The 12,807-nt window shown below is 62.1% G+C and carries 13 protein-coding genes; 11 read left to right on the top strand and 2 right to left on the bottom strand.

What is annotated here, in order from left to right; genetic code table 11:
• Positions 1-137: 137 nt before the first annotated feature.
• The 6 genes from B9A12_RS00480 (at position 138) to B9A12_RS00455 (ending at position 6,492) form a co-directional block, all read left to right on the top strand.
• Entirely contained in the window at positions 138-581 is a 444-nt protein-coding gene (locus B9A12_RS00480) for a universal stress protein (protein ID WP_170920237.1), read from the top strand.
• Positions 582-585: 4 nt separating this feature from the next.
• Positions 586-1,530, top strand: a complete 945-nt coding sequence (locus B9A12_RS00475) for a sulfite exporter TauE/SafE family protein (protein WP_084055583.1) — start codon at positions 586-588, stop codon at positions 1,528-1,530.
• Positions 1,530-2,315, top strand: a complete 786-nt coding sequence (locus B9A12_RS00470; RefSeq protein WP_084055582.1) for a TIGR02186 family protein — start codon at positions 1,530-1,532, stop codon at positions 2,313-2,315. Before B9A12_RS00475 ends, B9A12_RS00470 begins: the two co-directional genes overlap by 1 nt.
• Before the next feature lie 13 nt (positions 2,316-2,328).
• A complete protein-coding gene (locus tag B9A12_RS00465) occupies positions 2,329-4,944 on the top strand; it encodes a PEP/pyruvate-binding domain-containing protein (RefSeq protein ID WP_084055581.1) in 2,616 nt (871 codons plus the stop codon).
• The gene (locus B9A12_RS00460; RefSeq protein ID WP_084055580.1) at positions 4,937-5,326 is read left to right on the top strand and encodes a response regulator; all 390 of its coding nucleotides are present in this window, start codon (positions 4,937-4,939) and stop codon (positions 5,324-5,326) included. Before B9A12_RS00465 ends, B9A12_RS00460 begins: the two co-directional genes overlap by 8 nt.
• Before the next feature lie 275 nt (positions 5,327-5,601).
• On the top strand, positions 5,602-6,492 hold the full coding sequence (locus B9A12_RS00455; RefSeq protein WP_084055579.1) for a universal stress protein: 891 nt from the start codon (positions 5,602-5,604) through the stop codon (positions 6,490-6,492).
• Between the two features lie 86 nt (positions 6,493-6,578).
• Here the strand turns inward: B9A12_RS00455 and thrC are convergent, their stop codons facing one another.
• Together thrC and B9A12_RS00445 are read right to left on the bottom strand one after the other, a co-directional pair.
• Positions 6,579-8,078, bottom strand: coding sequence for a threonine synthase (thrC, locus tag B9A12_RS00450; RefSeq protein ID WP_084055578.1), 1,500 nt, complete (start codon positions 8,076-8,078; stop codon positions 6,579-6,581).
• A 37-nt stretch (positions 8,079-8,115) separates the two neighbouring features.
• Positions 8,116-8,820 (bottom strand): DUF554 domain-containing protein, encoded by a 705-nt coding sequence (locus B9A12_RS00445; RefSeq protein WP_084055577.1) that lies wholly within the window; start codon positions 8,818-8,820, stop codon positions 8,116-8,118.
• A gap of 216 nt (positions 8,821-9,036) precedes the next feature.
• On the opposite strand from B9A12_RS00445, the gene B9A12_RS00440 reads away from it, so the two are divergent.
• The 5 genes from B9A12_RS00440 to B9A12_RS00420 all read left to right on the top strand — a co-directional run bounded on the left by B9A12_RS00440 (position 9,037) and on the right by B9A12_RS00420 (position 12,792).
• A complete protein-coding gene (locus B9A12_RS00440; RefSeq protein WP_084055576.1) occupies positions 9,037-9,798 on the top strand; it encodes a dimethylarginine dimethylaminohydrolase family protein in 762 nt (253 codons plus the stop codon).
• 186 nt (positions 9,799-9,984) lie between these two features.
• The gene (locus tag B9A12_RS00435; RefSeq protein WP_084055575.1) at positions 9,985-10,173 is read left to right on the top strand and encodes a rubredoxin-like domain-containing protein; all 189 of its coding nucleotides are present in this window, start codon (positions 9,985-9,987) and stop codon (positions 10,171-10,173) included.
• 253 nt (positions 10,174-10,426) lie between these two features.
• Positions 10,427-11,053, top strand: a complete 627-nt coding sequence (locus B9A12_RS17190) for a hypothetical protein (protein WP_212636774.1) — start codon at positions 10,427-10,429, stop codon at positions 11,051-11,053.
• Positions 11,050-11,907, top strand: coding sequence for an ATP-binding protein (locus B9A12_RS00425; RefSeq protein WP_084055574.1), 858 nt, complete (start codon positions 11,050-11,052; stop codon positions 11,905-11,907). Before B9A12_RS17190 ends, B9A12_RS00425 begins: the two co-directional genes overlap by 4 nt.
• A 15-nt stretch (positions 11,908-11,922) precedes the next feature.
• Positions 11,923-12,792 (top strand): ATP-binding protein, encoded by an 870-nt coding sequence (locus B9A12_RS00420; protein WP_084055573.1) that lies wholly within the window; start codon positions 11,923-11,925, stop codon positions 12,790-12,792.
• The last annotated feature ends 15 nt before the right edge of the window (positions 12,793-12,807 follow it).

The raw sequence follows: 12,807 nt of genomic DNA, 5'->3' as shown, positions 1-12,807 counted from the left end.
CCCCTTTTTTGTTCCACATTGGAACAAGCGGGGGTATCCGCCTCGGAAATCCACCGATTCATCAGATAATTTCCTTTTCTTCCGATATGTTACGTGCTGGGCACCCTTCTTGCCTTCCTCTCCGGCGGGAGATGACGATGGAAAGAATCGTGGTGACGGTCAGCGATGAAGGCATGGAGGCATTGGGTGCCTTGGCCCGGGGGATCTCCCTGGCGCGTCGCATCGGGGCGCGCCTTTACGTACTCAGCCTGGAGCGACCGGGAAGCCGGGCGGCGGGCGCATCGAGCCGCCTTTTTTCGGTCGGCGACGAGGTGGCAGAGCGGATGCAGATGCTCATCGAAGGAGCCCGGGCGGACGGCGTATCGGTGGACATTCACATCTCGGAGGGAAGCTATGAAGAGGCACTTGTGAGGTTCTGTCGCGAATACCGGGTGACCCTGTGGATCGTGGGGATCCCGGACAAGCACCGACGCGACCACCATGAGGCGTTGATGCGGATCCATAAGATCCGGGCGCGCTTGGGATGCGCCGTGGAAATCGTTCACCCCAAACGGACGATGGGACCAACGGAGGAGGACTGATCTCATGCATCTACCCTTTCATCTCTACCTTCCCATTGCGGGAAACAGCGTGAACCTGCTTCTCATCCTGGGGTTGGGAGGCTTTGTGGGGCTGTTGTCGGGCATCTTCGGCGTGGGCGGGGGTTTTCTCATGACCCCCCTGCTCATCATGATCGGCATTCCCCCCACGGTGGCGGCGGCTTCCGACTCCAACCAGATCGTGGGCGCCTCCACGTCGGGAACCATCGCCCACTTCCGCATGGGCAACGTGGACTTCAAGATGGGCCTGTTGCTGCTCTTGGGGGGGGTTGCCGGCGGCACGGTGGGCGTGCAGATCATCAAGATTTTACGCCAGTTGGGCAATGCGGACTTCTTGATCAGCATCACCTATGTCCTCATGCTGGGCATCATCGGCGTCTACATGTTCCAGGAAAGCTATCGGTCCCTGCGCAGCAGCAGCGCGGCCCAAGCGGCGCCGGCCCCGGCCCACCCGGCCCGGCCTTCCGCCTACGCTCGTTTCGTGGCATCCCTTCCCTTCCAGACGGAATTTCCGCGCTCGGGCGTGCGCATGTCGTTGCTCATGCCCTTGCTGCTGGGCATCCTGGTGGGCATTTTGGCGGCGATCATGGGGGTGGGAGGCGGCTTCATCATGGTGCCCGTCATGGTTTATCTGCTTCGCATGCCCATGCACGTGGTGGTGGGAACCAGCCTTTTCCAGATCCTCTTCACGTGCATCGATGTGACCATCATGCAATCCTATAGCAATCACACCGTGGATTTCGTGCTGGCATTCCTGCTCCTTTTGGGATCCACCGTGGGGGCCCAAGTGGGCGCTCGGATCAGCAAGCGCCTCAAAGGCGATCAGCTGAAGATCATCCTGGCCGTGCTGGTCTTGGCGGTGATGGTCAAGATGTTGCTCGGCCTTTTGCTCACCCCCGACGTTCTTGTGGCACAAGCAGGAGGACACTGATGCGGCGAATCAAGATCATGCAATGGATCCTGGCGATGATAGCCTGTTGGGCGCTTTGGGGCCTAGGCGCGGCCCAGGCCATGGAGGTCTCCATCCAGCCCCAGGCCTTTGAGATCGGAACCTTCTACAACGGCACCACCCTGAACGTGGAAGGGCGGGTGGCCGTGGACCAAGACGTGGTGGTGCGCTTTGTGGGCGTTCCCGACGACCTGCATCTGAAAAAGAAGGGCAAGGTACTCGGATGCCTCTGGATGAACCGTGGGTCCTTGGAATTCCACGACTTTCCCAACGTCTTTCTGCTCTATCTACCCAAACCCTGGGACGCCCTGGGCCAGGCGGACGCCAATGATCCTCACGGCATCTGGACCCTGGGCCTGGAGGGGCTGGAGTCTCGCGTGTCCATGGAGCCGGAAGGAGAAGACAAGCACCTTTTCTTCCAGGAGCTCCTCAAGCTAAAAAGGAAGGAGGGACTCTACCGGCAGAATGTGGGGTCCATCGCCTACGGCCCCGAAGAGCAGGGGGCACGGACCTTCCGCGCCTCGCTGCAGATTCCGGCCCGCTTGAGTGAGGGCGACTATCATCTGGAAGTCTATGCCGTTTCGCAGGGCCGGATCGTGGATTCCGCCTCGGTACCCATCCGGGCCCGCTTGGTGGGCACCCCGGCCTTCATCAAGAAGATGGCCTTCCAGCACGCCCTCTGGCACGGGATCTTGGCCACGCTGGTGGCCATCGTCGGTGGTCTCCTCATGGGGTTCATCTTCGGCGCCGGAAAAGGAGCCCACTGAAAGGAAGCCTTGCATGAAAGCTTTGGGGGCCAGGATTCGCCAAGTGCTCAACCGCTGGACGCGGCGCAGATCTCCCCTTCCCTTGCCGCAGGTACTGGAGTACTTCCGATCGATCCTGGCCCGGAACAACGAGATCCTGGAACTGATGGCCGAAATGGGCGACAAGCTGAGCGGCGAGTATGTCTTCGACAGCCAGTACATCCGCTCGTCATGTGAAAAGCTGATCGATTTGTGCTTTCACATGATTCACGACTTGAACACGCTCGGCCATCAGAAGTACATGGATCTCTACGACTGTCTGGAGCGCAACAAGGCGACCATCAAGGAGATCCTGGCCGGGCGGCCGGCCTTGCAGGAGATCCCGTACACGATCCTTTACGAGCACTGCAATCGGGACTGGAGGGAGGAGGTCGGAGGCAAGAACGCCAACCTGACGGAGGTGCGGAACGTACTGGAGCTGCCCACCCCGGACGGCTTCGCCATCACCATCCGAGCCTACCATGAACTTCTGGACGCCGCCGGAATCAACGATCTGATCGCCCGGTTGGACGAAACGGGCCCCCGCGAGGGAAAAGACCTGGAACAGGCATTGAGGGACGTGCAGGAGAAGATCCTGAACCTGCACATCCCCGACGCGATTGCCAGCGAGATCCAGCACCGCATCGAAACCGTGGCGCGTCGAACGGGAGGAGGAGAAGAGATCTTTTTCGCCGTGCGCAGCAGCGCCCCTGGAGAAGACACGGAACACAGTTTTGCGGGCCTGCACCGGTCTTTTCTCAATGTCGGCGAAGGGAAGCTCGTCCAGGCCTATCGTAAGGTGCTGGCGAGCACCTTTTCCCCGGAGGCCTGGAGGTACCGACGGGACAAGGGCTTCCGGAGCCATGAAAGGGCCATGGCCGTGGGCTGTCAGGTCATGGTGGATGCCGTGGTGAGTGGCGTTCTCTACACTCTGGACCCGGTGGAGCCCCGTTCGGAAATGATCACCGTGGCCGCCACCTGGGGCTTCGGACCTCCCGTGGTGGAAGGCAGCCGACGGGTGGATCGCTTCCAGGTGAGCCGGGATCCCCCCCATCCCCTTCTGCAGATGCACGTGGTGCACAAGCAGGAGGCCCTGGTCATGAAGCCGGGTGGGGGCATGCAGTGGGTGGAGGTTCCGGAGCCGGAACAGACCAAGGCATGCCTGAACTCATCTCAGCTCAGCCTGTTGGCCTCCACGGGGCTGCTTCTGGAGCGGTATTTCAAACGGCCTCAGGACGTGGAATGGGCCTTCGACACCTCCGGACGGCTCGTCATCCTTCAGGCCCGGCCGCTGCGCGTCAAGCCCTTCACGGATACCGACACGTGCCGTCTGGCCGATCTCGCCGCCGACACGCCGGTTGTGTGGTCAGGGCGGGGCGACGTGGTTCAGCGGGGCATCGCCGCGGGCCGCGTGTTCGTCGTGGAAGGCGATGAGGACCTGCAGCGGGTTCCCCCCGGCGCCATTTTGGTGGCCCGAGAAAGTTCCCCGCGGCTGGCTCAGGTGATCCGACAAGTGCAGGGGATCATCACCGACGTGGGATCCCCCATGGGCCACATGGCCACCGTGGCCAGGGAATTCCGGGTCCCCACCGTGGTCAATACCCGAACGGCCACCCGGGATCTTCGCACCGGAGACGAAATCACCTTGGACGCCAATGAAAACGTGATCTATCGGGGCCGTATCCAGGATCTTTGCTATTACGAGCTGGCCCAGGGGGAGGTCTTTGAAGAATCCTACGAATACCGACTTTTGCAACGTCTGCTCCGCCACATCACCCCGCTCAATCTGGTGGATCCCCAGAGTCCGCAGTTCAGTCCGCAGGGTTGTCGCACCCTCCATGATATCACGCGCTTCGTCCATGAACGGGCCGTGGCGGAACTGGCCAACATCAACCTGGCCGGGCCCCATCTGGCGGGATCCAAACCCAAGCGGCTCCAGGCCTCCATCCCCCTGGACCTCCGGGTGATCGATGCGGAGGGAGGCACGCAGGCCGATCCCCATGAGCGCACCCTTCAACTCCAGGATATCGTCTCCGTGCCCATGCGGGCTTTTCTTTCCGGACTGGTGGGTTCCAACCTCTGGGAACGCACGCCCGTGGGCATGGATTTCGGCGCATTCATGTCCAGCATGAGTCGGACCTTCGACACCCACCGGGCTTCCTTGCAAGAGGTGGGGCTCAATTTGGCGGTCGTTTCTTCCAACTACATGAACGTCAACTTGAGAATCGGGTATCATTTTAATATCATCGATGCCTATGTAACCGATCGGATCGATGACAACTACATCTACTTTCGTTTTCTGGGCGGCGTCACCGACTCGACCCGCAGGGCCCGGCGCGCCCGATTCATCGCGGAGATGCTGGCCCGCTGGGGATTCCGTGTGGAGATCCACGGGGATCTGGTGGTGGGCCGCATGAAGAAGCGGGCCCGTGCCACCATGGAGGAAAAGCTGCGGCTGGTGGGAGCTCTTGTGGCCTATACCCGCCAGCTGGATGTTCAACTCGTCAGTGACCAGGAAGTGATACGGCACCTGGACCGGTTCACGCGTCTATTGGAATCACCGTCGGAAGGGCCGGAAGACTCCAGGCCCAAAGGAGGCTCCCATGGATAAGGAAGACAAGACTCGGATCCTGATTCTGGACGATGAGCCCATCGTCTGCAAGCGACTGAAACCTGCGTTCGAAAAGGCCGGCTATGAGGTGGAAACCTTCACGGACAGCACCCGTGCCCTGGAGCGGACCCGGGAGCAAGATTTCGACGTGGTGATCACCGACCTCAAGATGGAAAAGATCGACGGGATGCAATTTCTCACGGAGGTCAAGAACCAATCCCCGTCCACGGAGGTCATCGTCATCACGGGCTTCGCCACCATGGAGACCGCCAAGGAATCCCTGCAAAAGGGCGTGTTCGACTTCGTGGCCAAGCCGTTCAAGATCCACGAGATCGTGGACGTGGTGCGCCGGGCGGAGGCGAAAAGGCGGGCTGGTTCCTAGGAGCTTTTCTGAGAACGCCCAGATTACTCCCTGTGGGGCCGTGCGGTCGGCTTGGCCGGGCCGCCGTAGGGGCGTGATCCCGGCTCTGCGAAAGCAAACCGTGCAAGCGCCCCCTGGGAACATGCGTTGGCGACAGGTTTTGACATGACAATCACAGATGCGCTCGGGCTCGATGCCCGAAGCCCCGAAACGGGAATCGGCCGCCCCAGGCCGATGGACGTGGGCTTCCCCATGGAGGCTTCCACCCAACGTTTCCTGCAAAAGGAGGTGACATCATGAGGATTCTCTTCGCTGCGGACCAACACCCGTACAGCGCCCACGCCTTGCAGGTCCTCGCCAAGTTGGCCGAAAACACCTGGGCGGACCTCACTTTCCTCGGCGTTCTGGACAAATCCATGGAACAGGCGGCCGCTCCGGGAACCGTGCCGGCCCACACCCATCCTACTTTGGAAGCTCTCGCGCGGTATCGGGACGCGTTTCTCACCCACTGGCCGGAGGGCAACTCACCCTACGCTCCCACCCGCCAGCAGCACGAGTGGATCCGCCTTCGCCAAGGCCTTTGGGAACACCTGCAGGTGGCGCGAGGAGCCATGAAGGAGTTGAAGATCCGGGTCCGTTTCGGCCCGACAGCATCGGAGATTCTGGCCGCGGCCGAAGAGGACGCCTGCAGCCTCATCGTCATGGGATGCACCCCCGGGGAGCAGTGCTTGTGGCAGGACGATCCCCAGGTGCCCCAGAAGGTGGTGGATGGAGCCGAGGTCTCGGTCCTCCTCGTGAAAGAGGCGGTGCCCATCCGCAAGCTCTTCCTGTGCCTGGACGAAAGCGACATCACCCAGGACGCCTTGGAAATGATGAATCAGATGGCTTCCATCACGGGGGCCGAGCTGGAGGTGGTGGGTCTCACCAAGGCAGGGGGCATCAAGCGTGAGGTCTTTCCCTGGCTCAATGCCGTTTACGACTACTACAAGGGGAAAGGCGTGCCGGCCAACATCCGCTTCAGCGAAACGGACGATTTTCAGCAGTTCATCTCCTCCCAGGTCACCGAAGGGCTCCTGGCCCTCTGGCTGGGAAAGAAGTCCCCCCTGTCCCGCCTATTCAAGAAGAAGACCGATTCCATCGGCCATTTCGTGAGCACCTGCAGGACCTCTGTGATGGTCCTGCGCTGATCCCGCCGGCAGGCCGCCCAGGGGCGGAAAGATCCGCCGGTGCCAGGGCAGCCCGCCCCCTGCCCGAGGAGGGGCGGGGCTTGGCGCTATTTTCGCAAGCCAAGCATGGACGCCACGGCGTCGCCCGTGGCCGTCACGAAGGCGCGGAAGGACTCGGCGTCCATGCCCGCTCCCGGCACCGGACAGGGCACCCCCTGGGGAGGGCGCACCAGCACCGGGCGATTCCGCAGTTCTTCCTTGGGCACCACGCCGAATTCGGGCTCGAAGCGATCCTCAAAGTACTTTTCCTGGAAGATGGCGAACTTGAGCGCGTGGGCCGTGGCGTCCAGCACGCCCACCTTTCCGTCCGGGATGGCTCCATCCGCAACGGCTCGCCGCCATCCCGCCAGGCACTCGCCGCCCTGGGTGCAGGCGATGTGCCCGTTTCGGTTGGCCCGCAGCATGGCATCCATGATCTCTTGTTCCGTCACCTGAACCACCTGGACCGCCTGGTCTCCCGCGATGGACCGGAACTGCTCCACCAGCTGGACCACCCGGGGCATGCTGACCGGATTGCCGATCATGGCCGCCTGGGCCACGCTGGGCTGCACCGTCACCGGCCGGAATTCCCGCTTTTGGGGATCCGGTTCCAGATAGTAGCGATAGACCGGATCGGCGTGGTGGGACTGGACGCCCAGGATCCACGGCAGTTGGGTGATGATCCCCAGGTCGTGAAGCTTGAGAAAGCCCGCCATGACCGCCGTGATGTTGCCCGCGTTTCCGATGGGGACCGTCACCACCAGATCGGCCACCTCGTAGTCGAAGGCCTGGGCGATTTCGTAGCTGTAGGATTCCTGCCCCAGGATGCGCCAGGCGTTCTTGGAGTTCATGAGAGCCACCGGATAGTGTTCCGCCAGGTATTCCACGATCTTCATGCAATCGTCGAAGACCCCGGGGATCTCGATGACCCGCGCGCCGCTGCCCAAGGGTTGACTCAGCTGCTGGGGAGTCACCTTGCCCTGGGGCAGCAGCACGGCGGAGGTCACTCCGTCCACCAGGTAGGACGCGTAGAGGGCCGCCGCGGCGGACGTGTCCCCCGTGGAGGCACAGACAGCCAACACCTGGGTCAGGCCCTGGCTCTTGATGAGGTGATTGAGGTAGCTGAAGGCGCTGGCCATGCCCCGGTCCTTGAAGGAGGCACTGGGGTTTTGCCCGTCATTTTTGAAGAAGAACGGCCGACCCACCCAGTCGCGCATCTTGGCGTTGGCCTGCACCACAGGCGTGTGCCCTTCGCCCAGGTAGATCACGGCGTCCAGGGGCAGGATCGAACCCAGCAGTTCGTGAAAGCGGTAGATCCCTTTGAGGGCCGGTTCCGTCACCATGGCACGATAATCGAAAATGCGTCGCCAGGTGGGACCGGGTATGGCCTTCAGCCGATCCCAGTCCTCATCCCGGATCATGAGCACGCTGCCGCACTGAGGGCACGTGTAGAGCAGCTCTTCCACCCCGAAGGTCGCCTGGCAGCCCAGACAGCGATAGATGTATCGGCCGGCCACTTCCGGCACCACGTAAGGACGGATGGATTCGGGAAAGTCGGTGCACTTCATGTGTAGACTCCTGGGCGTTTCCGCGCCGGTCCCTGGATCAGTAGGGCCACCAGGCCTTGAGAAGCGGCAGCAGGGCCACGATGACCGGAGCTACGGCCAGGGCCGGCAGAAAGTTGGCGATGCGAATATCCTTTACGTTCAAGAGCTTGAGCCCTATGGCGGCGATGAGGAGCCCGCCGGCGGCGGATATTTCCGTGATCATTTCCGGGGTGAGGATCCTGTCCAGTCCGGCGGCCAGCAGGGTGATGCTTCCTTGGTACAAAAAGACGCTCACCGCCGACAGAAGCACGCCCCAGCCCAGGCTGGCCGAAAAGGCGATGGCGGCGAAGCCGTCCAGCATGGATTTGATGGCAAGCAGCTTGAAATCGCCCGACAGGCCGTCTTGAAGGGATCCCAGGATGGCCATGGGCCCCACGCAAAAGACCAGGCTGGCCGTCACGAAGCCTTCGCTCACCGTGGAATGGGTTCCCGCCTTGAACAGGGCCTGCAGCCGGTTGCCCAGTCGTTCCAGCCCCGTCTGAAGTTGCAGCCCCTCCCCCACGATAACCCCCACCAGGATGGCCCCCAGCAGGATGAGAACGTTCTCCGTCTTCATGGCCATCTGCATGCCGATGACCAGGGTCAGGAGCCCCAAACCGTGCATCACGGAACGCTGCGTGTTTTGCGGAAGCCGGGCCCCCAGGAAGGTCCCGATGAGGCCCCCCGTCACCACTGTGGTCACATTGATCGCCGTGCCGACCATAGCCATCCCACTCTGGAAACGCCTTCTCGGCGTGCCAAGCCCCTGAAAAGTTCCCGCTTTCCCATGCCGACCCAACGGAAGATAGACCATAGACCTCCCCGTGGAAAGAGGCAAGCGGTTCGTGTAGGATGGACCGCGGTCCGCCGTGGGACGGCCGTGACCTGTGATCCTTCATTTCCGGAACACCCAACCCATTCCGCTTGGAAGGCTAACGAAATGATCGCCATCACCCATCGCGTCTCGCCCAACATCCACCAATGTGAACTGACCCATCGCGTGAGGGAGCCGCTGGATCTGGATCGGGCCCGGCGACAGCACGCGGCCTACCAGGACGTCCTGCGCCGCCACGGCTTTTCCGTGGAGGAACTCACCGTCAACGAGCATCTACCGGATTCCGTCTTCGTGGAAGATACCGCCGTGGTGCTGGACGAAATCGCTGTTCTATGCCGGCCGGGGGCGCCTTCCCGAAGGGAGGAAGTGGCCGGGATCCGGCCTGCGTTGGCCCGCTACCGCCCTCTGGCAGCCATCCAGGCCCCGGGCACCCTGGACGGAGGGGACGTCCTGCGCGTGGGCAAGACCTTGTTTGTGGGCCTTTCGTTGCGCACCAACCGGGACGGGATGGAACAGCTTCGGGCCATCCTGGCTCCCCACGGCTACCAGGTGAAGCCGGTCCAGGTGCACGGCTGTCTGCATCTCAAGACCGCCGTCACGGCCGCCGACGATCACACCCTGGTGGCCTACCCGGCGTGGATCGACATGGAGCCCTTCGGCGGCTTCCGCGTTTTGGAAGTCCCCGAAGAGGAAGCCGAAGCCGCCAACATCCTGCGGCTCCACCGGTCGGTGCTTGTGGCCCAAGGATTTGCCCGGACGGAAAGGATGCTGCGCCAAGCCGGATTTTCCGTGGAAACCGTGGACATCTCCGAGCTGCGAAAGGCCGAAGCGGGCCTCACCTGTTCGAGCCTGCTGGTGAGTCCGTGATCCGGCAGGCGGACGGGTAAAAGAACGGCAAGCCGCCCTTCTTTTGAAAAGAGCGAGCCCACCGGATTCCAAAACGGCCCATAAAAAGATCGGCCGTTGGCTAGGCGCCTTGGGATGGTTAAGGTTAGGGGAAAGCGGTTCCAACGTATTTTTGAGAGGTACTGTCCATTCATCGAGGAGGAGACCATGAGCGTTTGGAAATGTAACAAGTGCGGCAATACCGTGGAGGCCACCACCCCGCCGGAGACCTGCCCTTCCTGCAAGGAAAAGTGCGAATTCATCGATGTGACCTGCTACATTCCCGAATGCGGCGGCCCGGATTCGGGTAACGTCAATCCCCAAGTCTTTCAGGAAAGCTACAAGTCGGACAAGTAAGCGCTTCCGGCTCCCACTGCGCCGCTGAAAGGCTGGGATAAAGGACGGCCCCCCAGGTGGGTGCGTTTTGAACCCACCCGGGGCCCCAACTGCCTTTTTCTCCTCTTCACCAACCCTCCCCCTTCCTTCTTCTGTCAGGCCCTATCCCAACGTTTTTATATTAGATTGTGAGCCCTGTCCTCCGTCCCCGGCTCCGCACCGACGTGCTTGGCATGAAGAATGCTTTTCAGAGCCGGCGAGGAGGAGACGGGCCATGGTGGCGATAGCGGTTTTGCGGGGCCGGGTGGCCCCGGTATTGGACTGGAGCACCAAGATCGTGGTGGTGGGGATGGCCGGCGATTCCAGTGCGAAACTCCTGGATCTGTCGGATTCCCGTCCCTACCAACGCCTGGCCGCATTGAGGGCGCAAGGGATTCGCACGCTCATTTGCGGTGCATTGAGCCCGGAGCTGCTCCATTACGCCCAAGGACTGGGCATCCACATCATCCATGGGGTGGCGGGCGAGCTGGAAGAAGTCCTGGAAGCTTACAAAGAGGGGAAGCTGGACCAGAGCAGATTCTGGCTGCCCGGGTGTCGTGGACCCAGGCGATACCGAAGGCCTGGACCACCCACCCCGAAAATCCATTCGGAAGGAGACATCATGGCATTTGGTAGCGGAAAAGGATCCGGACAGCGCGGCGGGGGACAGGGCCGAGGTCAGGGGGGTGGAGGCCAAAGAAGAGGCGCTTGCCAAGGGGCCGGCCGCGGCCAGGGCGCACCGGCCGGCACCTGTGTCTGTCCCCAGTGTGGAGAAAAGGTAAAGCATCAGCGGGGCATCCCATGCACACAGGTCGTATGTCCCCAATGCGGCACAGCCATGGTTCGGGGAGGGAACGCATGATCATCGCCATCGCCAGCGGCAAGGGGGGCACCGGCAAGACCACCATTGCGTGCAACCTGGCCGCCGGTCTGGAAAAGCCTGTAACCCTTCTGGATTGCGACGTGGAGCAGCCCAATGCGCATCTCTTTTTGCAACCTCGCTGGACGGGGTCGGAGCTGTTCCACCTGGACGTACCGGAAATCGATGCGGAACGGTGCAGCCTGTGCGGTGCCTGTCAGGAACTTTGCCAGTTCAACGCCATTGCCATCCTGCCCGAAATCGCCATGACCTTCCCGGAGCTGTGCCATAGCTGCAGAGGGTGCGCCCTTGTCTGTCAAGAAGAGGCCATCGGCTGGTCCAAGCGCCTGGTGGGGGAGGTGCGCTGGGGCTGCCGGGGCATGGTGAGCCTTGTGGAAGGACGCCTTCGGGTGGGCGAGGCCATGGCGCCGCCTTTGATCGAGCAGGTGCGAAAGCATCAGGGTTTGGAGGGGGAGCTCACTCTCATCGACGCTCCCCCCGGCACTTCCTGCCCCGTGGTGGCCAGCCTGTGGGGAGCTGATTTTGCCCTGCTGGTCACGGAGCCCACCCCCTTCGGCCTCAACGACCTGGAACTGGCCGTGGGCGCGGTGCGCAAGTTGGGTCTGCCCATGGGACTGGTGATCAACCGATGCGACATCGGGGACCGCCGGGTCCACCGCTTTGCCGAGCAGCAGGGCATCCCCATCCTCTTGGAAATGCCCTTCGACAAGAAAACGGCCGAAGCCTATGCCCGCGGAAGCCTGCTGGTGGAGGTGCTTCCCCAGTGGAAAGAGGCCATGGTACAGCTCTACGAAAAGATCCTGGAGACCCTGCGGTCTTGGAAAGCAGCCTGCTGAAGAGGAGCCTCTTGAATGAAGGAACTGGTGGTTATCAGCGGTAAGGGGGGCACGGGAAAGACGAGCCTGGTGGCCGCCTTTGCCGCCTTGGCGAGAAAAGTGGTCCTGTGCGACGCGGATGTGGACGCGGCGGATCTGCACCTGGTGGTTCGGCCTGAACTCCTGGAACGCCATCCCTTTGCGGCCGGCCATGAGGCCGTCATCGATTCGGACAAGTGCACCCAATGCGGTCTTTGCCTGGATTGGTGCCGGTTTGGAGCGATCAACGAACACTTTCGCGTGGAACCGCTTCTGTGTGAAGGGTGCGGGGTGTGCGCCCACCTGTGCCCTGCGGGGGCGGTGGACTTCCCGGAAAAGACGTGCGGGGAGTGGTTCGTTTCCAGGACTCCTTATGGGCCCATGGTCCATGCCCGGTTGGGCATTGCCGAAGAAAATTCCGGAAAGCTGGTGTCCCTTGTTCGCACCGAAGCCCGACGCCTGGCGGAAGAAGAGGGCGTGGAGCGCCTCCTCACCGACGGCCCCCCCGGTGTGGGCTGCCCTGTGATTGCCTCCATCGGAAACGCCGACGCGGTGCTCGTGGTCTCCGAGCCCACCCAGTCCGGGCGCCACGACATGGAACGAGTCTTGGAATTGACCCGACATTTCAAGGTCCCGGCGGCGGTCTGCATCAACAAGGCCGACCTGCACAGGGCCCAGGCGGATCGGATCGCGGAAGCGGCGGTATCGTCCGGCGCCCGTTTTGTGGGCCACATTCCCTTCGATCCCCTGGTCACCCGGGCCCAAGTTGACGGGCGGAGCCTGGTCGATTATGGTGAAACGCAAGTCATGAGAGAAATCGAAAGGATCTGGGAAGCCGTCTGTGGCTTCGCCTTCGACGGCCCCTGAGGCAGACCCATCACC

The sequence above is a fragment of the Desulfacinum hydrothermale DSM 13146 genome, from assembly GCF_900176285.1.
Taxonomy (GTDB): Bacteria; Desulfobacterota; Syntrophobacteria; order Syntrophobacterales; family DSM-9756; genus Desulfacinum; species Desulfacinum hydrothermale.
The sequence above is the reverse complement of the archived record's forward strand: the minus strand, read 5'-3'. Positions and strand labels throughout refer to the sequence as shown.

Coding starts and splice junctions, on each gene's coding strand:
- B9A12_RS17190 (WP_212636774.1), top strand. CDS start 10,427: ATGGTGGCGATAGCGGTTTTGCGGGGCCGGGTGGCCCCGGTATTGGAC.
- B9A12_RS00465 (WP_084055581.1), top strand. CDS start 2,329: ATGAAAGCTTTGGGGGCCAGGATTCGCCAAGTGCTCAACCGCTGGACG.
- thrC (WP_084055578.1), bottom strand. CDS start 8,078: ATGAAGTGCACCGACTTTCCCGAATCCATCCGTCCTTACGTGGTGCCG.
- B9A12_RS00460 (WP_084055580.1), top strand. CDS start 4,937: ATGGATAAGGAAGACAAGACTCGGATCCTGATTCTGGACGATGAGCCC.
- B9A12_RS00455 (WP_084055579.1), top strand. CDS start 5,602: ATGAGGATTCTCTTCGCTGCGGACCAACACCCGTACAGCGCCCACGCC.
- B9A12_RS00475 (WP_084055583.1), top strand. CDS start 586: ATGCATCTACCCTTTCATCTCTACCTTCCCATTGCGGGAAACAGCGTG.
- B9A12_RS00480 (WP_170920237.1), top strand. CDS start 138: ATGGAAAGAATCGTGGTGACGGTCAGCGATGAAGGCATGGAGGCATTG.
- B9A12_RS00440 (WP_084055576.1), top strand. CDS start 9,037: ATGATCGCCATCACCCATCGCGTCTCGCCCAACATCCACCAATGTGAA.
- B9A12_RS00445 (WP_084055577.1), bottom strand. CDS start 8,820: ATGGTCGGCACGGCGATCAATGTGACCACAGTGGTGACGGGGGGCCTC.
- B9A12_RS00420 (WP_084055573.1), top strand. CDS start 11,923: ATGAAGGAACTGGTGGTTATCAGCGGTAAGGGGGGCACGGGAAAGACG.
- B9A12_RS00425 (WP_084055574.1), top strand. CDS start 11,050: ATGATCATCGCCATCGCCAGCGGCAAGGGGGGCACCGGCAAGACCACC.
- B9A12_RS00435 (WP_084055575.1), top strand. CDS start 9,985: ATGAGCGTTTGGAAATGTAACAAGTGCGGCAATACCGTGGAGGCCACC.
- B9A12_RS00470 (WP_084055582.1), top strand. CDS start 1,530: ATGCGGCGAATCAAGATCATGCAATGGATCCTGGCGATGATAGCCTGT.